At 70.7% G+C, this 23311-nt stretch carries 19 protein-coding genes; 7 read left to right on the forward strand and 12 right to left on the reverse strand.

The annotated features are described in order from the left end of the window. Positions 1-26 precede the first annotated feature (26 nt). The 3 genes from OG622_RS40845 to OG622_RS40855 all read right to left on the reverse strand — a co-directional run bounded on the left by OG622_RS40845 (position 27) and on the right by OG622_RS40855 (position 4228). Positions 27-1619 carry an APC family permease gene (locus OG622_RS40845; RefSeq protein WP_371581747.1) on the reverse strand — a complete coding sequence of 531 codons (1593 nt, stop codon included), beginning with the start codon at positions 1617-1619 and terminating at the stop codon, positions 27-29. A 122-nt stretch (positions 1620-1741) separates the two neighbouring features. Beyond that, on the reverse strand, positions 1742-3208 hold the full coding sequence (locus tag OG622_RS40850; RefSeq protein ID WP_371581748.1) for an aldehyde dehydrogenase family protein: 1467 nt from the start codon (positions 3206-3208) through the stop codon (positions 1742-1744). Between the two features lie 468 nt (positions 3209-3676). Then, entirely contained in the window at positions 3677-4228 is a 552-nt protein-coding gene (locus OG622_RS40855; RefSeq protein WP_371581750.1) for a hypothetical protein, read from the reverse strand. Positions 4229-4646: 418 nt separating this feature from the next. On the opposite strand from OG622_RS40855, the gene OG622_RS40860 reads away from it, so the two are divergent. The 4 genes from OG622_RS40860 to OG622_RS40875 are packed head-to-tail and all read left to right on the forward strand — an operon-like array spanning position 4647 to position 9022. Next, complete coding sequence (locus OG622_RS40860; RefSeq protein ID WP_371581751.1) at positions 4647-7520, forward strand: nitrate- and nitrite sensing domain-containing protein; 2874 nt, start codon at positions 4647-4649, stop codon at positions 7518-7520. Next, positions 7517-7954, forward strand: coding sequence for a roadblock/LC7 domain-containing protein (locus OG622_RS40865; RefSeq protein WP_371581752.1), 438 nt, complete (start codon positions 7517-7519; stop codon positions 7952-7954). The genes OG622_RS40860 and OG622_RS40865 overlap by 4 nt, the downstream gene beginning before the upstream one ends. 9 nt (positions 7955-7963) lie before the next feature. Beyond that, a complete protein-coding gene (locus OG622_RS40870; RefSeq protein ID WP_371581754.1) occupies positions 7964-8359 on the forward strand; it encodes a DUF742 domain-containing protein in 396 nt (131 codons plus the stop codon). A 57-nt stretch (positions 8360-8416) separates the two neighbouring features. Then, positions 8417-9022, forward strand: a complete 606-nt coding sequence (locus OG622_RS40875) for an ATP/GTP-binding protein (RefSeq protein ID WP_371581755.1) — start codon at positions 8417-8419, stop codon at positions 9020-9022. 131 nt (positions 9023-9153) lie between these two features. Here OG622_RS40875 and glpK read toward each other — a convergent pair whose 3' ends face one another. The 6 genes from glpK to OG622_RS40905 all read right to left on the reverse strand — a co-directional run bounded on the left by glpK (position 9154) and on the right by OG622_RS40905 (position 14477). Next, a complete protein-coding gene (gene glpK / locus OG622_RS40880; RefSeq protein ID WP_371581757.1) occupies positions 9154-10674 on the reverse strand; it encodes a glycerol kinase GlpK in 1521 nt (506 codons plus the stop codon). A gap of 54 nt (positions 10675-10728) precedes the next feature. Then, positions 10729-11514, reverse strand: coding sequence for an MIP/aquaporin family protein (locus tag OG622_RS40885; protein ID WP_371581758.1), 786 nt, complete (start codon positions 11512-11514; stop codon positions 10729-10731). Positions 11515-12303: 789 nt separating this feature from the next. Then, complete coding sequence (locus OG622_RS40890; protein WP_371581760.1) at positions 12304-12633, reverse strand: hypothetical protein; 330 nt, start codon at positions 12631-12633, stop codon at positions 12304-12306. After that, positions 12614-12805 carry a hypothetical protein gene (locus OG622_RS40895; RefSeq protein ID WP_371581762.1) on the reverse strand — a complete coding sequence of 64 codons (192 nt, stop codon included), beginning with the start codon at positions 12803-12805 and terminating at the stop codon, positions 12614-12616. The genes OG622_RS40890 and OG622_RS40895 overlap by 20 nt, the downstream gene beginning before the upstream one ends. A 59-nt stretch (positions 12806-12864) precedes the next feature. Beyond that, positions 12865-14055: a lipid-transfer protein gene (locus OG622_RS40900; protein ID WP_371581763.1), complete on the reverse strand. Its 1191-nt coding sequence runs from the start codon at positions 14053-14055 to the stop codon at positions 12865-12867. Further along, positions 14052-14477: a Zn-ribbon domain-containing OB-fold protein gene (locus tag OG622_RS40905; RefSeq protein ID WP_371584376.1), complete on the reverse strand. Its 426-nt coding sequence runs from the start codon at positions 14475-14477 to the stop codon at positions 14052-14054. Before OG622_RS40905 ends, OG622_RS40900 begins: the two co-directional genes overlap by 4 nt. Before the next feature lie 275 nt (positions 14478-14752). Here OG622_RS40905 and OG622_RS40910 point away from each other — a divergent pair, with 275 nt between their 5' ends. Beyond that, positions 14753-15289 (forward strand): NUDIX domain-containing protein, encoded by a 537-nt coding sequence (locus OG622_RS40910; RefSeq protein WP_371581764.1) that lies wholly within the window; start codon positions 14753-14755, stop codon positions 15287-15289. A 28-nt stretch (positions 15290-15317) separates the two neighbouring features. Here the strand turns inward: OG622_RS40910 and OG622_RS40915 are convergent, their stop codons facing one another. Beyond that, positions 15318-17684, reverse strand: coding sequence for a glycoside hydrolase family 31 protein (locus OG622_RS40915; RefSeq protein ID WP_371581765.1), 2367 nt, complete (start codon positions 17682-17684; stop codon positions 15318-15320). Positions 17685-17898: 214 nt separating this feature from the next. Between OG622_RS40915 and OG622_RS40920 the strand changes: the two genes are divergently transcribed. Together OG622_RS40920 and OG622_RS40925 are read left to right on the forward strand one after the other, a co-directional pair. Further along, positions 17899-19866: an acetoacetate--CoA ligase gene (locus tag OG622_RS40920; RefSeq protein ID WP_371581766.1), complete on the forward strand. Its 1968-nt coding sequence runs from the start codon at positions 17899-17901 to the stop codon at positions 19864-19866. A gap of 80 nt (positions 19867-19946) precedes the next feature. Continuing rightward, positions 19947-20855, forward strand: coding sequence for a hypothetical protein (locus tag OG622_RS40925; protein ID WP_371581768.1), 909 nt, complete (start codon positions 19947-19949; stop codon positions 20853-20855). 62 nt (positions 20856-20917) lie between these two features. Here OG622_RS40925 and ptsP read toward each other — a convergent pair whose 3' ends face one another. Continuing rightward, positions 20918-22588, reverse strand: coding sequence for a phosphoenolpyruvate--protein phosphotransferase (ptsP, locus tag OG622_RS40930; protein ID WP_371581769.1), 1671 nt, complete (start codon positions 22586-22588; stop codon positions 20918-20920). Positions 22589-22668: 80 nt separating this feature from the next. Next, on the reverse strand, positions 22669-23118 hold the full coding sequence (locus OG622_RS40935) for a PTS glucose transporter subunit IIA (protein WP_371581771.1): 450 nt from the start codon (positions 23116-23118) through the stop codon (positions 22669-22671). Positions 23119-23311: the final 193 nt, after the last annotated feature.

A 23311-nucleotide genomic window follows, 5' to 3' on the forward strand; every position in this document is an offset into this window, starting at 1 on the left:
CTGTGTCGGACGGGGGGATCGGGCCCTCAGTCGGCCGCCGGGGAGGCGACGGGGGCGGCGGGCGGCGCGGGCGGCGGCGTGGTCCCGGCGTCCGTGACCACACGGTGCTCGGCGAGCACGCCCGTCCTGTGCCGCTGGATGAACCAGTAGTAGGCGAAGCCGCCGCCGGCGATGATCCCGACGAAGAGGACCGCGCCCCACTGCAGGTACCAGTGGAACGGGGCGGCCGCGTTGTAGACCGCGGCCCGCGGCCAGATCAGATTGAGGGTCATGCCTCCGCCCCAGAGCACGGCGAGGATGTTGACGGGGATGCCCCAGCGGCCCAGTGAGAACCGGCCGTCCCCGGCGGGCTGCCACTTGCCGCGCAGCCGCGCCACCAGCATCGGCACGGTGACGCCCAGATAGGCCAGGTAGATCATGATGATGCCGATGCTGGTCACCACGGTGAAGATCTGCGGCTGACGGATGTTGACCACGAGGATCCCCAGGGCCAGGACCCCGATGATCACGGTCGGCAGTACCGGTGTCTGGAACCGCGGGTGGCACTTGGCCAGCTTCGAGGACGCGGGCAGGTTGTTGTCGCGGGCCATCGCGAACGCCAGCCGGACCGCGGCGGTGTGGACGGCCAGGGCGCACACGGTGACCGCGATGAGAACGCACCACAGCATCGCCTTGCCGGCCGTCGGGCCGAGCACGTTGAGCACGACGTACTGCAGACCGTCCGTGGACAGCTGCTCACCCTTCAGACTGGACACGCTCATCAGCGCCAGCAGCAGGATCAGTCCGCCGAGAACGAACGAGGCGACGATCGCCCGGATGATCGCGCGCGGCGCGTTCCGGGTCGGGTCCAGCGACTCCTCACCGAGCGAGGCGGCCGTGTCGAAGCCGTACATGACGTACGCGGACGCCAGCGAGGCCACGAGGAACGCGCCCAGGTACCCGTTGCCGTAACTGGCTCCGGTGCCGTTCGTGTCCAGGACCACCTGCGGGCCACGCGTGATGTGTACGGCGAACAGCACGATCAGTACGACGGTGGCGATCAGCTCGATGAACACGCCCGCCGTGTTGATCCTGGCCATCAGCTTGACGCCGAAGGCGTTCACCACGGTGGTGAAGAGGATCAACACCGCGGCCAGGATGACCGCGTTGGTGGCCACGTCGTACTGACCGGTGCCGTCCCCGACGAACTGGAACACGTCGGAGATCTGGGGCAGCGTCAGCTGGTAGGCCAGTGCGACCGCCGCGATCGACACGATGGAGGCGATCAGCATCATCCAGCCGGCGAGCCAGCCCAGATGCGGATTGCCTATCTTCTTCGACCAGTTGTAGACCGAGCCCGCCACCGGGTAGCGGGCCGCCAGCTCGGCGAAACAGAGCGCGACCATGAACTGGCCGACGAACACCATCGGCCACGACCACCAGTAGGCGGGGCCGCCGCTGGCGAAGCCGAAGTAGAACAGCTGGAAGGTGCCGGTCAGGATCGAGATGTAGCTGATCCCGGCGGCGAAGGTGTGGAAGTTGCCGAGGGTGCGCTTGAGTTCGGGTCTGTAGCCGAACTCGGTCAGCTCGGCGTCGTCGGATGTGTTCTTCGGTCCGGTGGGTTGCTCGATGGTCGTCATGAGCGGACTCCTGGTGGGCCTTGGAGAGGAGGGGAGGGCTCTTGCGGGGTGCCGAGAACGGCGCAGGAGAACGGTGCGGGGGGCGGGGCCGTGAGGGAGAGCGGTGCGTGGGGAGGGAAAAGCTAGGCGAACCAACCCTGCGGTGAAGGGTCAGTGTTGCGCCAGATGTGCTTCGCCTCGCGGTACTCGGCGAGCCCCGCGGGCCCGAGCTCGCGGCCGAAGCCGGACTGCTTGACACCGCCCCATTCGGCCTGCGGTACATACGGGTGGTAGTCGTTGATCCACACCGTGCCGATCCGCAGCCGGGCCGCGACGCGCTGGGCCCTGGCCTCGTCCGTCGTCCATACGGCACCGGCCAGACCGTAGATCGTGTCGTTGGCCAGCCATACCGCCTCGTCCTCGGTGCTGAACCGTTCCACCGTCAGTACCGGACCGAACGACTCGTCCTGCACCACCGACATCGTGCTCGTGCACTCGTCCAGGACGGTCGGCAGATAGTAGAAGCCCCCGTCGTACGCGGCTCCGCTCGGCCGCTCGCCACCGCAGCGCAGCACGGCGCCCTCGGCTACGCCCTGAGCGACGTACTCCTCGACCTTCGCGCGATGTGCCGCCGAGATCAGCGGGCCGGTCTGCGCCCGCTCGTCGAAGGGGCCGCCGAGCCGGATCTCCCGCGCCCGGCGGACGACCTCGTCGACGAATCGGTCGTGCAGCGAGTCCTCCACCAACAGGCGGGCGCCCGCCGAGCACACCTGCCCCGAGTGCAGGAAGACCGCGGTCAGGGCCATGTCGACCGCCGTGTCGAAGTCGGCGTCGGCGAAGACGATGTTCGGGTTCTTGCCGCCGAGCTCCAGAGCGACCTTCTTCACGCTCGCGGCGGCGTTGGCCATGAGCCGGCGCCCGGTGTGCAGACCGCCGGTGAAGGAGACCAGGTCCACGTCCGGGTGGTCGGAGAGCGGGGCCCCCGCCTCGGGGCCCGCGCCCAGGACCAGGTTGGCAACGCCCGCCGGCACCCCGGCCTCCTCCAGGAGACGCATCAGATGGATAGCGGTGTGCGGGGTCAGCTCGCTCGGCTTGAGTACGAAGGTGTTGCCTGCCGCGAGCGCCGGGGCGACCTTCCAGGCCGTCTGGAGGAGGGGGTAGTTCCAGGGCGTGATCAGCGCGCACACCCCGACCGGCTCGTACACGACCCGGCTGTCGACGCCCGCCTGGCCGGTGTCGACGACCCGGCCCGTCTCGGCGGTGGCCGCCCGTCCGAAGTAGCGGAAGCAGTTCGCGATGTCGTCGATGTCGTACTCGCTCTCCACCAGCCTCTTGCCGGTGTCGAGGGACTCGGCGCGGGCGAGCGCGTCCTTGTCGCGTACGAGGAGGTCGGCCACCCGAAGCAGCAGGTCGCCGCGGTCGGCGGGCGAGGTGGTGGGCCAGGGGCCCTCGTCGAAGGCGCGACGGGCGGCAGTGATCGCCTCCGCGGTGTCCTTGCCGCCGGCCTCGTCGACGACCGCGACCAGGCTGCCGTCGGCGGGACAGCGGATCTCACGCGTCCGCCCGTCGAGCGCGGACTGCCATGCTCCGCCGATGAAAAGTTCGGGCATGTCTCTCGTTCCTCCTGGTCAGCGCCGTACGGCAGGCGCCCTCGCGGCTGGGCACCTAACCGGAGGACCGCGTTCTATGCCAAAAAGGAGGCCGAATGTGACGGTCGACACGTCTGGTCAGAAACCTGGGCATCCGAGGGAGCCGCCCTCACGTTCTCCGGCAACCACGTCCGAAAGGTCCCGGGGTGGCGCCGGTGACGCCAAGCACACCACCCTTGGGGCGCCCCCGCGACGCCATGGCCGGATGCGTACGTTCACAGGTTTCGAAACGAGAGATCACGCGCGCGAGGCCGCGCGCCGGTACGAGCTTGCCGAATCGCGCCCCGAAGGGCTCTCTTCCGGCCGACCCCGCCACCGTCCGAACCGGGACTGAACCGACCCGCGTGGCCGACGAGCAGGGACTCGCATGGAGTTGACGGCCGTTCGGAGGGTGGGCCCATGGGTCCCACGGGCCCACCCCCGGTGGCCCTACGGGTGCGAAAGCTGCCCGGCGCCACCCCGTCGGCGTATCCGCTCCTGCGCGCGCTCCATGGCCCGTGCCTCGCGGCGGGTCCGCCGCCGCTCACGGCGCAACGAGCGCGCCGTGCTGCTGGGGGCCGAGATCACGCCGTTGCGCTGGCTCCACACCTGGCGGGTCACCCAGACGTCCAGCACGCCCCACGTCGCCGCGATCGTGCTCGCCACACTGCTCAGCATCATGGGGAACGCCAGCCAGGAACCCGCCAGGGTGCACAGGAACGCCACCATCGCCTGCATCAGTGTCACCGCGATGATGATGACCGCACGCACCGCCGCCGTCCGCACGGGGTCGGGCAGCCGCCGCTTGCGCGCCGGTTCCTCGATCCACAACGGCCGGTAATGCACCCGCTCTTCGTCACCACGGGCGGAGAGCCTCCGTACTTCCACCGCGACGCTCTCCCCCGTCAGGAGACCGAGCGCCGGTTCCTGAGCGCTTCGTGCCGCCACCTCGGGCGTCACCACTCCGTCCCCGGGCGCTGCGCGCCGCTCCGCCGTGCCCATCAACTTGTCACTCCCCACCGCCGGTGGACCAACAGATCCGGATCCCTGGACCCGGCCCCCCACTGGTGCCCGACTTCCTCTGTTTTACGCCGCCTGGGAGCGGCATGCGGGGCCTGTGGCCCATTCCGCCCCCAATTCCCGTACAGAAAGACGATCGACGTACGCCGAAGATTCCCACGGAACGCAAAAATCCGGCCAATCGGCCAACTTCCCCGACGGGATGCCATGGGTTCAAGTGCTGGACAGGGGGGAGCAATCTCCCCCAATGAACGGACAACTCCCCATGTCTGGTTCGCCTCGGGTGCCGAGTACGCCCGACCGGCTCTTCGAGATAGGTGTGAGTCGGTAGTAGGCTCACGCCGTTTGTTGACGCACATGTGTGCCCCCGGGCCTGGCGGGGGTCGAGCTGGGGGAGGCCATGCGCTTTCGCGGGAAATCGATCCGCCGGAAGATCGTGGCGCTGCTGCTCGTGCCCCTGGTGGCGCTGACGGGTGTCTGGACGTTCGCCACGGTGCTGACGGGCCGTGAGGCGAGCGATCTCTTCAGGGTGGCGGACATCGTTCAGGAGGTCGGCTTCCCCACCGAGGACACCATCCGTGTCCTCCAGCAGGAACGCCGCCAGACCCTCGTCTACCTCGCCGACCCCCGGGCCTCCGACGCGCTCACGGCACTCGACCGCAGCCGGTCCGCCACGGACACGGCCGTCAAGAAGTTCCGCGAGCACGCCCAGAACTCCGAGCTGCGGGACGAGATGGGCGAGGCGACCTCGCTGCGGCTCACGGCGATCCTGGACGCCCTCGACGGTCTGCCGTCCCTGCGCACGACCGTCGAGAGCGGCACCGTCACCATCCCCAAGGCCCTCGACTACTACAACAGCCTCGTGGATCCGTGCTTCACGTTGTTGTCCAATCTCCCGGCCCTCGACAACGTGGAGATGGACAAGCAGGGGCGCGCGCTGGTCAACGTCGGCCGCGCCCGTGAGCTCCTCTCCCGCGAGGACGCGCTCATCAGCTCCGTGCTCGTCACGGGCCGGATCGCGAAGGACGAGATCCGGGACTTCTCCGACCTAGTGGCCCAGCGCACCCTGATGTACGACATCAGCCTGTCGCAGCTGCCCTCCTCCGAGCGCGCCCGCATCGGCGGCTACTGGAAGAACGCGAGCACCGCGCCCCTGCGCTCGGTCGAACAGGCCGTCATCGGCTCCGACCCCGGCAAGCCCCGCGGTGTCACCGCGAAGAGCTGGGACACCGCGGTCGAGCCCGTGCTCGCGGACCTCCGCGACCTCAGCGTCGAGGCGGGCGACCGTTACCAGGACCGCGTCCGCCCGCTGGCCACCAACGTCATCCTGAAGGCCGCCGTCGCCGGTGTCCTCGGCCTCTTCGCCCTGCTCGTCTCGCTCTTCATGTCCGTCCGTATCGGCCGCGTCCTCATCCGCGACCTGCGCCGGCTCCGCCAGGAGGCACACGAGACAGCCGGGGTGCGGCTGCCCAGCGTGATGCGCCGGCTCGCCGCGGGCGAACAGGTCGACGTGGAGACCGAGGTGCCGCACCTGGAGTACGACAAGAACGAGATCGGTGAGGTCAGCCAGGCCCTCAACACCCTGCAGAGGGCGGCCGTCGAGGCGGCCGTCAAGCAGTCCGAACTCCGCAGTGGCATCTCCGAGGTCTTCGTCAACCTCGCCCGCCGCAGCCAGGTCCTGCTGCACAAACAGCTCACCCTCCTCGACACCATGGAACGCCGGACCGAGGACACCGACGAACTCGCCGACCTGTTCCGCCTGGACCACCTGACGACCCGTATGCGCCGGCACGCCGAGGGCCTGGTCATCCTCTCCGGCGCCGCCCCGTCCAGGCAGTGGCGCAAGCCCATCCAGCTCATGGACGTCGTCCGCGCGGCCGTCGCCGAGGTCGAGGACTACGAGCGGATCGAGGTCCGCCGGCTGCCCCGGGTCGCCGTGACCGGCCCCGCGGTCGCCGACCTCACCCACCTCGTGGCCGAACTCCTGGAGAACGCCACGGTGTTCTCGCCCCCGCACACCGCCGTGCAGGTGCTCGGCGAGCGCGTCGCCAACGGCTTCACCCTGGAGATCCACGACCGGGGCCTCGGCATGTCCGCCGAAGCGCTCCTCGACGCCAATCTCAAGCTCGCCGAGACCCCCGACTTCGAACTCTCCGACACCGACCGGCTCGGTCTCTTCGTGGTCAGCCGGCTCGCGCAGCGGCAGAAGGTCCGCGTCTCCCTCCAGCCCTCCCCGTACGGCGGCACCACGGCCGTGCTGTTCATCCCCGACGCCCTGCTCACCGACGACGTCCCCGACACCAACGGCATCGGCTTCCGCCTCGACCGCGCCCACCCCACCCGGGAGGCCGAGCTGGTGGACGAGCGCAACGCGGCGCTCTCCCAGGTCCCGATCCGGCTTCCGGGGCTCTCCGCCGCCATCCTGGACGGCCCGGTCGAGCTGGAGGCACCGGTCGACCTGGAGCCCCTGGGCGGCTTCCCGGGTGCCCTCGGCGACGAGGAGGCCGGGCGGGGCGGGCTGTTCCGGCCCCGCCGCTCCCTCACCGGCGTCACCGACGAACAACAGCAGCCGACACGCGACGGCGAAGGGCAGCAGGCGCCCCTCACCGACCCCGACCCGACGCTCGGCCCCGTACCGCTGCCGCAGCGCCGGACCCCCCATCTCGTCAGCTCGCACGGCCGTTCGGTGACCGGGGCCAGGGCGAGCCACGCGGAGGACGAGCTCCAGCAGGGCCGTACGGCTGGCCCCGAGGGGATCGCCGACACGCGGCCGCTCACCGCCCTGCGCGGCGAGCGCGCCGAACCGCCGGCCCAGCCCGGGATCGACCGCCCCGGACCCGCTGTCCCCGGGGCACACCGCGCCGGCGCCCTCCCCCCAAGCGGTCACGAGGGCCCCGCTCTGCCCCAGCGCCGCCGTACGACCCCCGGGGGCGGCGCGGCCCCGACGACCTCGCAGTACGGTGTGGGCGAGCCGACCCCGCGTGCGGACACCACGGCCGACCAGGCAGAATCAGCTCCGGGCCCGCTGCCCCGTCGCGTCCGACAGGCCAGCCTGGCACCGCAGTTGAAGGACGGTCCCGACCGGCGTGCCGAACGCGAGAGGTCCCGTCCCGAGCGGCGCCAGGACCCGTCCGAACGCGACGCCGACGAGGTACGCAGCCGTATGGCCTCGCTCCAAGGGGGTTGGCGGCGCGGCCGCGAGGAGAACGCCGAGGGCGAGGACGCCCAAGACGTCTCAGCACCAAGAGGAACGACTAAGGGAGACGGTCGATGACCGCACCGAAGGCCGAAGGGCACACCGCGACCGGTACGACCGGGGAGCTGAACTGGCTCCTGGACGACCTGGTCCAGCGCGTCGCCAGCATTCGCAAGGCGCTGGTGCTCTCCAGCGACGGACTGCCCACGGGTGTCTCCGAGGACCTCACCCGAGAGGACAGCGAGCACCTGGCCGCGGTCTCCTCCGGGTTCCACAGCCTCGCCAAGGGCGTCGGCCGCCACTTCGAGGCGGGCAGTGTCCGGCAGACCGTCGTCGAACTCGACGAGGCCTTTCTCTTCGTCACGGCCGCCGGTGACGGCAGCTGCCTCGCGGTCCTCGCCGACGCCGACGCCGACATCGGTCAGGTCGCCTACGAGATGACCCTTCTGGTCAAGCGGGTCGGCGTGCATCTGGGCTCCGCCCCGCGCGCCGATGTGCCCCAGGGCGGGTAGTGGGATGGCATGAGCCGAGACGGTCAGGGAAGAAGCCACTGGTTCGACGACGAGGCCGGGCCAGTGGTGCGTCCGTACGCGATGACACGCGGCCGGACCAACCACGCGATCCAGCACCGTCTCGACCTGATCGCCGTGGTCGTCACGGAACAGCACGTCGACGACCCGGAGGAGGACCACTCCCTCTCCCCTGAGCACGTCCGTATCGTCGAGCTCTGCCGTGACACCCCCCAGTCGGTGGCCGAACTGGCCGCCGACCTGGACCTCCCCGTCGGAGTCGTCCGCGTCCTCGTCGGAGACCTCGTGGACGAGGAACTCGTCCACGTGACCCGTCCCGTCCCGCCGGCCGAGCTGGTGGACGAAAGTATTCTGCGCGACGTGATCAACGGCCTCCGGGCGCTCTGAGCAGCGCGGAAGCGGAGTGGATACGTGACAGCCAACCATCCAGCAGGAGAAAGACCGATGATCCTCGGGCGCACTGAGCGCGGCACACCTCCGGTCGAGCCCGTCACGCTCAAGATCCTCGTGGCCGGTGGCTTCGGCGTGGGCAAGACGACCTGCGTCGCCGCGGTCAGCGAGATCAAGCCGCTGCGCACCGAGGAGGTGCTCACCGAGGCGGGCCGCCCGGTCGACGACACCAGCGGTGTGGAGAACAAGACGACCACCACCGTCGCCATGGACTTCGGGCGCATCACCCTCCGAGAGGACCTGGTCCTGTACCTGTTCGGTACCCCGGGCCAGGACCGCTTCTGGTTCCTCTGGGACGAACTGGCCTCCGGTGCCCTGGGCGCGGTCGTGCTGGTGGACACACGTCGTCTGGAGGACTGCTTCGCCGCCGTCGACTACTTCGAGCGGCGCTCCATACCCTTCGTGATCGGTGTCAACTGCTTCGAGGACGCCGCACGTTACCCCGCCGAGACCGTCCGGCAGGCCCTCGACCTCGACCCCCAGGTGCCGATCGTGCTGTGCGACGCCCGCCGGCGGGACTCGGTCAAGGACGTCCTGGTCTCCGTCGTCCGGCACGCGATGGCGCACGCCACGGAGCACCGCCAGCCCGCCACCACCTGAAGCACGGCCCGTACCCCCGCCGACAGGGGTACGGGCCGTGGCTCCGTGACACGCGCGCGTGGGCCCGTTCTACGCATCACGCAGCCGGACGCGCACGCGCGCGTGGGCCTCGATGTCGGTTCACCTCCTCCTCAGCGCACGTCGTCCTCGTGCCAGCCGAGGCTCTTCTCCACCGCCTTGCGCCAGTTGTGGTACTCGCGGTCACGGACGGACGCCTCCATGGACGGCGTCCACTCGACGTCCTTGCGCCAGTGCGACTTCAGCTCGTCGAGGTCGTTCCACACCCCGGTCGCGAGCCCGGCCGCGTACGCGGCGCCCAGGCAGGTCGTCTCCGAGACCCGCGGCCGGATCACCGGCACGTCCAGGACGTCCGCCTGGTGCTGCATCAGCAGGTTGTTCCTGGTCATGCCGCCGTCGACCTTGAGGGTCGTGATGCGCACCCCGGAGTCCTGGAACATGGCGTCGACGACCTCCCGCGTCTGCCAGCTCGTCGCCTCCAGCACCGCCCGCGCGAGATGCGCCTTCGTGACGTACCGCGTCAACCCGGTGATGACCCCGCGCGCGTCCGAGCGCCAGTAGGGGGCGAACAGGCCCGAGAACGCGGGCACGATGTACGCCCCGCCGTTGTCGTCGACGCTTGCCGCAAGGGGCTCGATCTCGTCGGCGGTACGGATGATGCCGAGCTGGTCGCGGAACCACTGCACCAGAGCCCCCGTGATCGCGATCGACCCCTCCAGGCAGTACACCGGCGCCTCGTCGCCGATCTTGTACCCCATGGTCGTGAGCAGACCACTCTTCGACGGCACGGGCCGGTTCCCGGTGTTGAGCAGCAGAAAGCTGCCCGTGCCGTACGTGTTCTTCGCCGTGCCCACGTCGTAGCAGGCCTGCCCGAACACCGCCGCCTGCTGGTCCCCGAGCGCCGACGCGACGGGTACGCCGGCGAGCGGGCCCACCGCGGTGCCGTACACCTCGGCGGAGGACCTGATCTCCGGCAGGACCGCCTCCGGGACGTTCATCGCGGAGAGGATCGAGGCGTCCCACTGCAGGGTCTCCAGATTCATCAGCATGGTGCGCCCGGCGTTGGTGACGTCGGTGACGTGCCGGCCGCCGTCAGTGCCGCCGGTCAGGTTCCAGATCAGCCAGGAGTCGATCGTGCCGAACGCGATCTCGCCGCGCTCGGCACGGGCCCGGAGACCGGGCACGTTGTCGAGCAGCCAGGTGGCTTTCGGCCCCGAGAAGTAGCTGGCCAGCGGCAGACCGGTCTGCTCACGGAAACGGTCCTGCCCGTCAGTGCCGCCGAGTTCGTTGCAGAGCGCCGAGGTACGGGTGTCCTGCCAGACGATCGCGTTGTGCACGGGCTTGCCCGTCACGCGGTCCCACAGGACCGTCGTCTCGCGCTGGTTGGTGATGCCGAGCGCGCTGATCTGTTCGGCGCGCAGGCCCGCCCTGGCGATCGCCCCGGCCACCACCGCCTGCACCTTCGACCAGATCTCGGTGGCGTCGTGCTCCACCCACCCCGGCTTGGGGAAGATCTGGCGGTGCTCACGCTGGTCGACGGCGACGACGGCGCCGCCGTGGTCGAAGATGATGCAGCGGCTCGAAGTGGTGCCCTGGTCGATGGCGGCGACGTACCTCTGGGCGTTGTCCGGCATGACATCCCCTCACGTCTTGCGTCGATTCACGTCTTGCGTCGGTCGTCGGTCGCGTCAGAAGGCTGCGTGGTAGATGAGGCCCGCGAAGGCACCGCCGACCAGGGGGCCGACGACCGGGATCCAGGCGTAACCCCAGTCCGAGGTGCCCTTGTTCGGGATCGGCAGGAAGGTGTGCACGATGCGCGGGCCGAGGTCACGGGCCGGGTTGATCGCGTAGCCGGTGGGCCCGCCGAGGGAGAGACCGATACCGACGACCAGGAAGGACACCAGCAGGACCGAGATGCCGGAGCCGTAGATTCCGGCCTCTTCGCCGGGGATCTGGCCGATGCCGATGCCCGTGTTCCGGCCGAAGGCGAGGATCGGCAGAACCAGAGCGATCGTCGCGATGATCTCCGTGATCAGGTTGGCGACCGGGTTCCGGATCTCCGGGATGGTGGAGAAGATCCCGAGGGTCGGCGTCGGTTCGTGCGCCGTGCCCTCGGTGGTGCCCTCCTTGCGGACGTTCGCCCGGAACTGCGCGAGATAGACGAGGTAGGCGAGGACCGCGCCGAGCATCGCGCCGACCAGTTGGCCGAGCAGATACACCCAGACCTTGTCCCAGCTCCCCGTGTCGATCGCGATCGCTGTCGTCACCGCCGGGTTGAGGTGCCCGCCCGACAGGGGAGCGGCGGTGTAGGCGCCCGCCAGTACGGCGAAGCCCCAGCCGAACGCGATGACGATCCAGCCCGACGCCCTCGCCTTCGAGAACCTGAGGGTGACGGCGGCGCACACACCGGCGCCGAAGAGAATCAGGATCGCCGTACCGATGACCTCACCGACGAATATGTCTCCGTTGCTCATGGCGGCTCCTTGGCCACGGCCCGGAGTGATCGACCCCGGACCTTCCGTGCAGGGTGCGTTCCATGGCTACTTCAGCCGAAGGCAGGGAGGTCCCGCGCCCCGCCCGGCGTCCGTGACGAGCGTGCCGTCGCTGCCGAATCGCCCACGGAGGATGGCCCGTTGCGCGGGCTGGGAGCCCGAGCGGCGCGGTGCACAAAGACGCCCGAATGCGGCGATGCCGACCGACACGGGAAGTGTTCACCGGCACCCAGGGGGCGTCAAGAACACGGACGGCAACGGTTGCGGGCGGCTACGGGGCGCACCCACCCGCGCGGGACCGAACCGAGGCCGACGGACACCGAACCGGCCGGAGCGAGGAACCCTCGGCCGAGCCTCGCCCCACCTCACCGCCACGGCCCAGACTTCCCCGCCGTACCCCCGTCACCACGGCCTCGGCCCTCTGGCCCAGCCCGTCACCACAGGTTCGCTCCCGGTCCCGCCTCACCTGTCACCACGGCCTCGGCCCTCTGGCCCAGCCCGTCACCACAGGTTCGCTCCCGGTCCCGCCTCACCTGTCACCACGGCCTCGGCCCTCTGGCCCAGCCCGTCACCACAGGTTCGCTCCCGGTCCCGCCTCACCTGTCACCACGGCCTCGGGCCCTCTGGCCCAGCCCGTCACCACAGGTTCGCTCCCGGTCCCGCCTCACCTGTCACCACGGCCTCGGGCCCTCTGGCCCAGCCCGTCACCACAGGTTCGCTCCCGGTCCCGCCTCACCCGTCACCACGGCCTCGGCCCTCTGGCCCAGCCCGTCACCACGGCTTCGTTCCAGGTCCTGCCCACCCCGTCATCCCGGCCTCGGCCCCCCGCCGAATCTCGCGCCTCGGCATCCCGGCCTGCCCCAGTATCCAACTGGCCTCGCCCAGTGCCCTGGCTGCCTTCTGCGGCGGCGCCAGGCACGCGTCGGGCTGCCGGTGGTCGGTGACGCTGCCCGGCACGCCCACGAGCATGGCCAGCGACAACGACAGCGACACGGCACGCCCGGCGACGGACCAGGGCGTGTCGAGCATCGTCTCGGCCGGCGGATCGACCCCGTCCGATTCGGCGGGGAGCAGGAAGTACTCACCGCCGCTGTGCCCCACCCGGACCCGCACCCGACGCGGCGTGCTGCGGCGCCTGCGCGGGTATCTCCAGCGCCGCGACCCCTCCGGTCGTCAGATCGTGGATCGGCTGGAAGGCGAGGCGCAGCGTGTCCCACCCAGGAGTGCACGAGAGCATGACGGCACCGCCGACGCGGCCCGGGACGCGATTCACGCGCCGCTCACGCAGGTTTCCCGGGCTGACACAGCGCGTGTCGCACACCTGTCCGAGGATCATCGAACGGCGATCACCGCCGACCCGTGCCCGAACAGGCCCTGGTTGGCGCTGACGCCCACCCGCGCCCCCTCGACCTGCCGGTCGGTCGCCTCGCCCCGCAACTGCCACACCAGCTCGCACACCTGGGCGATCGCCTGCGCCGGTACCGCCTCTCCGAAGGAGGCCAGCCCCCCGCTGACGTTCACCGGTATGCGCCCGCCCAGCGCCGTCCCCCCGTCCCACAGCAGTTTCGCGGCCTCGCCCTCGCCGCACAGCCCCAGATCCTCGTACCACTGCAACTCCAGCGCCGTGGACAGGTCGTAGACCTCGGCGAACGAGAGATCCTCGGGCCCGACGCCCGCCTCCTCGTACGCCGCCCGCGCGATCGACGCCCGGAACGTCTCCTCCGGCGGCGACACCGCGAGCGCCGAGTCCGTGGCGATGTCCGGGAGATCCAGCACCGGGTTGGGATAGCGGGGCGTCACCGTGGACACCGCCCGTATCCGCACGGGTTCGGCCACGCCGTGCCGCCGCGCGAACTCCATGCTGGACAGCACCAGCGCCGCACCCCCGTCCGAGGTCGCGCAGATGTCCAGCAGCCGCAGCGGATCGGCGACGACCGCGGAGGCCGCGACCTCTTCGGCGGTGACCCGCTTGCGGTAGCGCGCGTACGGGTTGAGCGCCCCCAGCGCGGAGTTCTTCACCTTGACCCGCGCGAAGTCCTCCGGCGTGTCCCCGTGCACCGCCATCCGCCGCCGCGCGTACAGCCCGAAGTACGTCGGATTGGTGGCTCCGAGGACCCTGAACCGCAACCAGTCCGGATCGTCCGCCCGGTCCCCTCCGGCCGGCCGGAAGAATCCCTTCGGAGCCGAGTCCGCGCCGACGACGAGCACCACGTCCGCGAGGCCCGCGAGGATCTGGGCCCGCGCGGTGCCGATCGCCTGAGCCCCCGAGGCGCAGGCCGCGTACACGCTGGTGACCCGGGCGCCCTGCCAGCCCAGCGCCTTCGCGAAGGTCGCCCCCGCCACATAGCCCGGATAGCCGCCCCGCACCGTGTCCGCGCCGACGATCGAGCCGACGTCCCGCCAGTCGACCCCCGCGTCGGCCAGCGCCGCACGCGCCGCCGCCGTTCCGTACTCGACGAAACTCCGTCCCCACTTGCCCCACGGGTGCATGCCCGCGCCCAGCACCGCCACCTCCCCTGTCATGCCCTCACCCCCGTCGGCCTCCAGTGCCATGTCGTCCAGGTCGTCTCTGCGTCCTCGTTCAGCACACCGGCGACGACCTCCACCTCCATGCCCACCGCCAGTTCGGCGACGGTGACCCCGGGAACCGCCTGTCCCAGCACCACGAGGCGTTCTTCGGCCAGTTCCACAGCGATCAACGCGTACGGTTCCCACGGAAGTTCCGGATCGGACACGTAGGGTGACGGAGGCCGGTACCGGCCGTCGGTGTACGACCACACACGGCCCCGGCGCGACAGCGGGACCTCACACAGGTCACCACCCGGACAGCCCGGGTTGCGGCACAGGGCGTCCTCGCGGGGGAAGAACACCGAGGCACACGCCGAACAGCGCGTGCCGAGCAGCCGGAACCCCTCACCCTCACCGGTGAACCATCCGGCGACCACAGGCGTGCGACTTCGCGACAAAGTCCCTCCCCGGAGAGCTGATCTGATGGACCATTGATCTGACGGATCGTCAGAATTCTCCCACGGTCATCTCGAATTGGGCAGGTCGCGGGAGAACCAACGAGCGCCCCCCGGCGTCGCAGTATCGGGAGGGTCGGCCGGGGCCCACGGGGGTGGTTCCGGCCGGCCCTCCCGCATACCCGCGGATGTGGCGGTGTGGCGCATTGAGCCGCCCCGGTAAGACGACGAGCAGATGATCGGATACAGTCCGCCGCGTGTCCCCGAATCAACACCCACCCGCCAACTCCGCACCGGACTCGCATTGTTCGAGATGCGGAGCGCCCTACGGAGAGGGCGTGTCCAGCTGGCCCCGCACTTGCGAGGCCTGCCGCACAGTGGCCTACCGCAATCCGCTCCCCGTCGCGGTGGCCCTCCAGCCCGTGTACGACACCAAGGGCACAGCCCTGGTCGTGATCACACGGACCATCGCCCCCGCGCGCGGGGGCACCGCCCTGCCCGGCGGCTTCATCGACCACCGGGAGGACTGGCGGCATGCCGTCGTCCGTGAGCTCAAGGAGGAGACGGGCATCTGCGTGGCCGACCGCGAGGTGCGCCTCGCCGACGCCATGAGCTCCCCCGACGGTCATCTGCTGCTCTTCGGGCTCCTCCCGGAGCGCCCGGTCGCCACCCTGCCGCCGCCCGTCGCCACGGACGAGACGGAGGGCTGGCACCTGCTGCGCAGACCCACCGAGCTCGCCTTCCCCCTGCACACCCTGGCCGTCCAGGGGTTCTTCGGCGGCCGCTACATCTGAGCCGAACCCACGCCGAGCCGAACCCGGCTCACCCCCGGTCGAGCCCGCGTACCCGCACGGGATACGAAGGCTCGGCCGGACCCTCGTCCCCGTCCCGCTCCACGACGACACGCGGCCCCTCCCAGCGGGCCGTGTACCGCTCGATCTCGGGCTCGTCCCAGCCGTCGCCCGCGTCCGGCACCACGAGCCCGCCCCCCGTCCACCCTCGCGCGGGTGCCCACACCTCCAGCTCCAGGCCGCCGTCGGCGCCCCGGACCGGCAGCACGGCACCCGCGCGTGCGAGTACCGGTATCCGCGACAGAGGCGCGTCCAGCACCACCTGCCCCGGCCCTTCGTACGCCTGTCCGGTCACCGTGTCGTACCAGCGCCCCCGCGGCAGCTGCACCGCACGCCGGACCGCACCCGGATCCAGCACCGGCGCCACCAGCAGACAGTCACCCAGCAGAAACGCGTCCTCACAGTCGCGCAGCGCCCGGTCCTCGGGCGCACCCCACCACAGCGGGCGCACATAGGGTGCCCCCGTCCGGCGCGCCAGGTGGGCCAGCGTCATGAAGTACGGCAGCAGCCGCCGTCGCTCGACGAGCGCCACGCGCGCGTGCCCGACGATCTCCTCCCCGAACTCCCACGGCTCGCGGCGCCCCGCCCGCAGGCTCGCGTGCGTACGGAACAGCGGCAGATACGCGCCGAGCTGGAACCATCGCAGATACAGTTCCGGTGACGGGCTGCCGTCGAATCCGCCCACGTCCGGGCCCGAGTACGGCACCCCGCACAGACCCAGCCCCAGCACCAGCGAGAGGGACGCCCGCAGCCCGGGCCAGCCCGTCGCCACGTCCCCGGACCACGCCCCTCCGTAGCGCTGAACGCCCGCCCACCCGGAGCGCGAGAAGACGAACGGCCGCTCCTCGGGCACCAGCTCGCGCAGCCCCTCGTACCCGGCGCGGGCCATGCACAGGGCGTACACGTTGTGCGCCTCGCGATGATCGCCGCCCCGGCCCTCCAGATCGTGCCGGACCGAACGGGGCAGCGTGTTCTCGCCGAACGCCGTGAACGACGTCGGCTCGTTCATGTCGTGCCAGAACCCGGCGAAGCCCTGCGCCAGACGCTCCTCGTAGAGACCGCCCCACCACGCACGGGTACGCGCACGCGTGAAGTCCGGGAAGACCGACTCCCCGGGCCACACCAGGCCCCCCACGACCTGCCCGGCGGCGTCCCGCACGAACGCGTCCTCGGCCGTCCCGCTGTCGTACACCGCGTTGCCCGGCAGCGCCTTGACCGCCGCGTCGACGATGGACACCAGCCGTATCCCTTCGCGCCGCAACTCGTCCGCGAGATCCGGCAGCTTCGGGAAGTTCGCCTCGTCCACCGTGAACACCTGATGGGCGTCGTAGTGGTCGATGTCCAGGTGGATCGCGGTCAGTGGCAGACCGTGGTCCCGGTAGCCCGCGACGATCCGCCGCACCTCCCGCTCGCTCCCGAAGCCCCACCGCGCGTGATGATGCCCCAACGCCCAAGCGGGCGGCAGCGCCGGAGCCCCTGTGAGGGCGGCCCAGGCATGCAGCACGCGCGCGGGGGTGCCCACGATCACCCAACAGCGCAGCGGCCCCCCGTCCATCCGCAGCTCCGACGTCCCGGCCCGGTCGTGCCCCGACCCGGCGCCTTCCTGGCCCTCGCGCAGCGTCACCGTGCCGTCCCACGTGGTGTCGTGGAACACCAGATGCGTGGCCGCGTCGGCCACCACCATCTGCACCGGCATCGTGAGGTACAGCGGATCGTCGCCGGGCGCGAACGGGTGACCGGGGTCCGTGTTCCACAGCCGATATGTTCCGCCACGCAGCCGGGGGCCGGCCGCCCGGCCGCCCAGACCGAAGAACCGCGCGTCGGCAGCCACCTCGGAGCGCTGCACCCACCGCGCCTCGCCCCCACCGACCGGCTCCCACCACCGGGGCGGCAGATCACGCCGCAGGGTCACACCACCGGGCGTACGCACCTCGACGGCCCCGTGCCGCGACACCATGACCGTCACCCGCTCCGCCACCACCCGCCAGCCGCCGTCCTTGTCCGGCTCCAGAACGGCCCGCGGATCCGGCTCGGGGCACCGCCCCGCGAGCGCGTACGACGGCTCCGGCCCGGCCCCGTCCCAGCCCCAGAAGACCGCCCCGTTCACATCGACGGTGACCCGCAGCGCGGACCGGCCGAACCGGACGATCCCGCCGCCGGGACCCGGCTCCACATCCACCACCGGCCCGGGCACCCGAGCCCGCTCGGCGCCCCGCGCCGGCAACCCGGCGGCGTCGGCACGCCTCCTGCGCCATGCGGCCCGTACGGTGCGCAGCCCCTGAGCCACCCCCGCCGAACCGATCGCCTTCACCGAACGCACCAGGTCACGACCGTCCATGCCGCTCACCCTGCCACTGCCCGGCCCGATCGTGTGAGCCGTTCAACTTCCGTTCACCCGTAGTGGCGGCACATGTTCACGTCGCCGCCCATCTGCGGCTCACCCTGGTGCGGAAGTCGATCACATGGCATCGTCCGTGTCAGCCGCGTCACGCGCACACCCCTGCCCGTGCGCGCCCGCCGCACACCACGCGCACCGTCCCGGGAGCCGCCCCATGACCTCAGCGAACCCCTCGCCGCTCTGGCAGCCCGACGCAGCACGCATCGCCCGGGCCAGGATCACCGCGTTCCAGTCCTGGGCGGCCGCACACCACGCGGCCCCCGCCGACGGCGGATACCCGGCCCTGCACCGCTGGTCCGTCGACGAACTCGAGACGTTCTGGAAGGCCGTCACCGAGTGGTTCGACGTGCGGTTCTCCACCCCCTACGCGCGCGTGCTCGGCGATCGCGCCATGCCCGGCGCCGAATGGTTCCCCGGCGCCACCCTCAACTACGCCGAACACGCCCTCCGCGCGGCCGACGCCCGCGCCGACGAACCGGCCCTGCTCCACGTCGACGAGACCCACGAACCGCGCCCCGTGACCTGGTCCGAACTGCGGCGCCAGGTCGGCTCCCTCACCGCCGAACTCCGCACTCTCGGCGTACGTCCCGGAGACCGCGTCAGCGGCTACCTCCCGAACATCCCGCAGGCCGTCGTCGCCCTCCTCGCCACGGCCGCCGTCGGCGGCGTCTGGACCTCCTGCGCCCCCGACTTCGGCGCCCGCAGCGTCCTCGACCGATTCCAACAGGTCGAGCCCGTCGTCCTGTTCACCGTCGACGGCTACCGCTACGGCGGAAAGGAACACGACCGTCGCGAGACCGTCGCCGAACTCCGCCGCGAACTGCCCACCCTGCGTGCCGTCGTCCACATCCCCGTCCTCGGCACCGAGGCTCCCGACGGCGCCCTGGAATGGTCCGCCCTGACCTCCGCGGACGTGCCACCGACCTTCGAACAGGTCCCGTTCGACCACCCGCTGTGGGTGCTCTACTCCTCCGGCACCACCGGCCTCCCCAAGGCCATCGTCCAGTCCCAGGGCGGCATTCTGGTCGAGCACCTCAAACAGCTCGGCCTGCACTGTGACCTCGGCCCCGAGGACCGTTTCTTCTGGTACACCTCCACCGGCTGGATGATGTGGAACTTCCTCGTCTCCGGCCTCCTCACCGGCACCACCGTCGTCCTGTACGACGGCAGCCCCGGTTACCCCGACACCGGCGCCCAGTGGCGCGTCGCCGAACGCACCGGCGCCACCCTCTTCGGTACCTCCGCCGCCTACGTCATGGCCTGCCGCAAGGCCGACATCCACCCGGGCCGCGACTACGACCTCTCCCGCGTCCAGTGCGTGGGCACCACAGGCTCCCCGCTCCCGCCCGACGGCTTCCGCTGGCTCCACGACGAGGTCCGCGAGGACCTCTGGATCGCCTCCGTCAGCGGCGGCACCGACGTGTGCTCCTGCTTCGCGGGCGCCGTCCCCACGCTCCCGGTCCACATCGGCGAACTCCAGGCCCCCGGCCTCGGCACCGACCTTCAGTCCTGGGACCCCAGTGGCAAACCCCTCATCGACGAGGTCGGCGAACTCGTCGTCACCAACCCCATGCCGTCCATGCCGATCCACTTCTGGAACGACCCCGGCGGCACCCGCTACCACGACAGCTACTTCGACACCTACCCCGGCGTCTGGCGCCACGGAGACTGGATCACCCTCACCCCCCGAGGCTCCGTCGTGATCCACGGCCGCTCCGACTCCACCCTCAACCGCCAAGGCGTCCGCATGGGCTCGGCCGACATCTACGAAGCCGTCGAACGACTTCCGGAGATCAAGGAATCCCTCGTCATCGGCATCGAACAGCCTGACGGCGGCTACTGGATGCCCCTCTTCGTCCAACTGGCCCCGGGCGCGACCCTCGACGAGGCCCTCCTCGAACGCATCAAACGGACCATCCGCGAACAGCTTTCACCCCGCCACGTCCCCGACGAGGTCATCGAGGTCCCCGGAGTCCCACACACCCTCACCGGCAAACGCATCGAGGTCCCCGTCAAACGGCTCCTCCAGGGCACCCCCTTGGAAAAGGCGGTCAACCCCGGCTCCATCGACAACCTCGACCTCCTGCGTTTCTACGAGGACCTGGCCCGCCAACGAGCCTGAACACCCTCACGGGACCGCGTTGTCAGTGCCCCCGGTTACTGTGAGTGAGCATTGATCGACTGCTCGTACAGGGGGAAGGCATGACACACACCAGCCACCAGAGCATGCGAAGGGTCCTGCGCCGCGAGATCGCGGGCACCATCGGCCTGCTGGCCGACGAGCACGACTTCACCGCGATGCGGCGCTACGCCAGCTTCACCTTCGACGACCACACGACCTATCTCCGCCAAGTGGAAGCCCTGCTCAGGACATTCGCCGCGCAGGGCAACCACACCACGGTCGCCCTCTTCGACCCGGAGGAGTACGCCGAGTTCTGCGCCGACACCGGCCTCGAACCGGACACCCCGTCCAGCCGCACCCGCTTCACCGCCGAACTCGCGGCCACTGGCGCCGCCGTCCCCTACGAAGGCCAGCCCCTGGCCGAGCTCGTACCCGACCTGATCGACGAAGCCGTCCGCCTCGCCACCTGGGAGTACGCCACCACTCTCCTCGCCCAGATCGGCGACTGCGCCTCCTGCGGCGAGGACATCGGCCGCGCCGCGTTCGCCCGTGCCATGCAGCTGCTCAAGCGCATCCTCGACACCGCCGAACCTGGCGAACGCCACCTTGTGTGCAGCGTGTCGGCCAAACCCCAGGCACTCGCCGCCGTCCTCCACGCCGACCGGAACGCCGAAGGAGTCACCCACCTCGACGAGTCCGAAGCCCTGGAGTTCGCCACGGTCCTGGCCCTCGGCATCGCCACCCGAAGCCCCGGCGGACTCGTCATGCGCACCACCACCTCGGACGCGACCGACCGCGTCTACGGCTGGCGCCTGCGCGGCGAAGGCCTCGAACCCCTCACCGCGGGGGAGGTCTTCGACGCCTACTGCACCGACATGGAGTCCGGAGATCTCGTCTCCCCGGAGTCCGGCGTCGACTACTGCACCCCACCCGACCTCGGGGACGACCTCGGCAGGCGAGGCCCGGCCGCGGACGGACACACCCACTGAACGGGCGAGGGGCGCCCCACCCACAGGTGGAGCGCCCCTCGACACCGACCGTTCGCCGCGAGCTACTCGCCCGACAGCACCGCCTGCGCCGCACTGCGAGCATCCTCGGCCGTGTCCGCCGCCCGCGCGGCAGCCGCGGCCCGCTCGCACTGCGCCAGCGTGTACTTCGCCAACGTCCCCCGCACATACGGAATCGACGCCGCACCCATGGAGAGGGAGGTGACACCCAGACCGGTCAGCACACACGCGAGCAGCGGATCCGAAGCCGCCTCGCCGCAGACCCCACAGCTCCTGCTCTCGGCCTTCGCCGCCTCGGCGGACAGCGCGACCAGGTCGAGCAGCGCGGGCTGCCACGGGTCCTGCAGCCGGGACACCGCGCCCACCTGCCGGTCGGCCGCGAACGTGTACTGCGCCAGATCGTTGGTCCCCAGCGAAAGGAACTCGACCTCCTGCAGGATCGACCTCGCGCGCAGCGCCGCCGACGGAATCTCCACCATGGCACCGAACTTGGCCCGCAGTCCCGCCTCACGACAAGCGTCGGCGAACGCCCTGGCGTCCGTGCGGTCCGCGACCATCGGCGCCATGACCTCGAGGTGGACCGGCAGACCCTCGGCTGCCTTCGCGAGGGCCGTCAGCTGCGTCCGCAGCACCTCGGGGTGGTCGAGCAGCGTCCGCAGCCCGCGCACACCGAGTGCCGGGTTCGGCTCATCGGCCGGGGTCAGGAACTCCAACGGTTTGTCGGCGCCGGCATCGAGCACCCGTACGACCACCCGCCCCTCGGGGAAGGCTTCCAGCACCTGCCGGTACGCCTCGACCTGCTTGTCCTCGGACGGCGCCGTCCTGCTGTCGTCCAGGAAGAGGAACTCCGTACGGAACAGCCCGACACCCTCGGCTCCGGCCTCCACGGCCGCCGGCACGTCGGCGGGGCCGCCCACATTGGCCAGGAGCGGAACCCTGTGCCCGTCGGAGGTCGCACCCGGCCCGCTCGACGCCGCCAGCGCGGCCTTCCGAGCCGCCGCGGCGGCTTCCAGCTCGGCCTTCTTCTCCACACTCGGGTTCACGAAGATCTCACCGGTGCTGCCGTCCACGGCGATCACCGTGCCCTCGGCAAGCTCCCCGGCCCCCGGCAGGGCAACCACGGCCGGTACCCCAAGCGCACGCGCCAGAATCGCGCTGTGACTGGTCGGCCCGCCCTCCTCGGTGACGAAACCGAGAACGAGCGTCGGGTCGAGCAGCGCGGTGTCCGCGGGAGCCAGATCACGGGCGATGAGGACATACGGCTCGTCGCTGTCCGGCACACCCGGCATGGGAACCCCGAGCAGCCGGGCGACGATACGATTCCGCACATCGTCGAGGTCGGCCACGCGCCCAGCGAAGTACTCGCCGGCTCCCGCCAGCAGGGCGCGGTACGCGGCGAAGGCGTCATAGACAGCGCGCTCCGCCGTGCTCCCCACGGCGATACGTCGCTCCACATCCGCCATCAGCTCGGGATCCTGCGCCATCAGAGCCTGGGCCTCCAGCACGGCCTGGGCCTCACCCCCGGCCAGGTTGCCGCGCGCGATCAGATCGGCGGCCACCGCGTCCACGGCCTTACGGGCGCGCCCCTGCTCGCGCTCCGCCTCCTCCGTAGGGATCTGTTTGGCGGGCGGTTCCAGCACCGCCGTTCCCATGTGCCGAACCTCGCCGATAGCCACACCGTGGCTCACACCGACGCCTCGCAGCGTTGTCTCCATCTCACCTGTCTCCGATAGTGCGGCGGCGAGCGCCCCCGCCGCCGTGGTTGTGGAACTTGCGGTCCGGTACGGCGCTGACGTCACTGCCAGCCGAAGAGCGTGCCGCCTGCCTTCACGTCGCCGTCCTCGCGGAGCTCGGAGAGGGAGTCGGTCGTGGCCTCCAGGGCCACGACGGGGCAGATCGGGGACTTGCCCGCGGCCTCGACTGCGGCAGGGTTCCAGCGCACCACGGCCTGACCCCGCTGCACGGTGTCGCCCTTGTTGACGAGCAGCTCGAAGCCCTGACCGTTCAGCTGCACGGTGTCGATACCGAGGTGCGTCAGCACCCCGTGGCCCTCACTGTCGACCACGACGAACGCATGCGGGTGCAGCGAGACGATGACTCCGTCCACGGGGGCGACAGCCGCCCCTGCCTCGCGCACGGGGTCGATCGCCGTGCCGGGGCCGACCATCGCTCCCGAGAAGACGGGGTCCGGTACCGCGGCCAGTCCGATGGCGCGTCCTGCAAGCGGGGACGTCACGGTGGTCATGGGAAGCCTCCCAGGGTGGAGATCTATAGGGACACCGTCACTGCTTGTACTGGACGGCGGGCTGATCGGCAGGGTAGGTCGGATGAGTACCCGCTCCGCACGATAGCTGCGCACTAGAGGTCTAGACCACCCCTCCAAGTGATTTGCACCTGCTCTGTGGCCCCATGTAGAGTCGTACTCCTGCCTGGGGGTG

This window comes from Streptomyces sp. NBC_01314, from assembly GCF_041435215.1.
Lineage (GTDB): Bacteria > Actinomycetota > Actinomycetes > Streptomycetales > Streptomycetaceae > Streptomyces.

What these genes read in the sequence shown, in the direction of transcription:
- OG622_RS40845 (WP_371581747.1), bottom strand. Translation starts at nt 1,619, where the DNA reads ATGACGACCATCGAGCAACCCACCGGACCGAAGAACACATCCGACGAC.
- OG622_RS40850 (WP_371581748.1), bottom strand. Translation starts at nt 3,208, where the DNA reads ATGCCCGAACTTTTCATCGGCGGAGCATGGCAGTCCGCGCTCGACGGG.
- OG622_RS40855 (WP_371581750.1), bottom strand. Translation starts at nt 4,228, where the DNA reads ATGGGCACGGCGGAGCGGCGCGCAGCGCCCGGGGACGGAGTGGTGACG.
- OG622_RS40860 (WP_371581751.1), top strand. Translation starts at nt 4,647, where the DNA reads ATGCGCTTTCGCGGGAAATCGATCCGCCGGAAGATCGTGGCGCTGCTG.
- OG622_RS40865 (WP_371581752.1), top strand. Translation starts at nt 7,517, where the DNA reads ATGACCGCACCGAAGGCCGAAGGGCACACCGCGACCGGTACGACCGGG.
- OG622_RS40870 (WP_371581754.1), top strand. Translation starts at nt 7,964, where the DNA reads ATGAGCCGAGACGGTCAGGGAAGAAGCCACTGGTTCGACGACGAGGCC.
- OG622_RS40875 (WP_371581755.1), top strand. Translation starts at nt 8,417, where the DNA reads ATGATCCTCGGGCGCACTGAGCGCGGCACACCTCCGGTCGAGCCCGTC.
- glpK (WP_371581757.1), bottom strand. Translation starts at nt 10,674, where the DNA reads ATGCCGGACAACGCCCAGAGGTACGTCGCCGCCATCGACCAGGGCACC.
- OG622_RS40885 (WP_371581758.1), bottom strand. Translation starts at nt 11,514, where the DNA reads ATGAGCAACGGAGACATATTCGTCGGTGAGGTCATCGGTACGGCGATC.
- OG622_RS40900 (WP_371581763.1), bottom strand. Translation starts at nt 14,055, where the DNA reads ATGACAGGGGAGGTGGCGGTGCTGGGCGCGGGCATGCACCCGTGGGGC.
- OG622_RS40915 (WP_371581765.1), bottom strand. Translation starts at nt 17,684, where the DNA reads ATGGACGGTCGTGACCTGGTGCGTTCGGTGAAGGCGATCGGTTCGGCG.
- OG622_RS40920 (WP_371581766.1), top strand. Translation starts at nt 17,899, where the DNA reads ATGACCTCAGCGAACCCCTCGCCGCTCTGGCAGCCCGACGCAGCACGC.
- OG622_RS40925 (WP_371581768.1), top strand. Translation starts at nt 19,947, where the DNA reads ATGACACACACCAGCCACCAGAGCATGCGAAGGGTCCTGCGCCGCGAG.
- ptsP (WP_371581769.1), bottom strand. Translation starts at nt 22,588, where the DNA reads ATGGAGACAACGCTGCGAGGCGTCGGTGTGAGCCACGGTGTGGCTATC.
- OG622_RS40935 (WP_371581771.1), bottom strand. Translation starts at nt 23,118, where the DNA reads ATGACCACCGTGACGTCCCCGCTTGCAGGACGCGCCATCGGACTGGCC.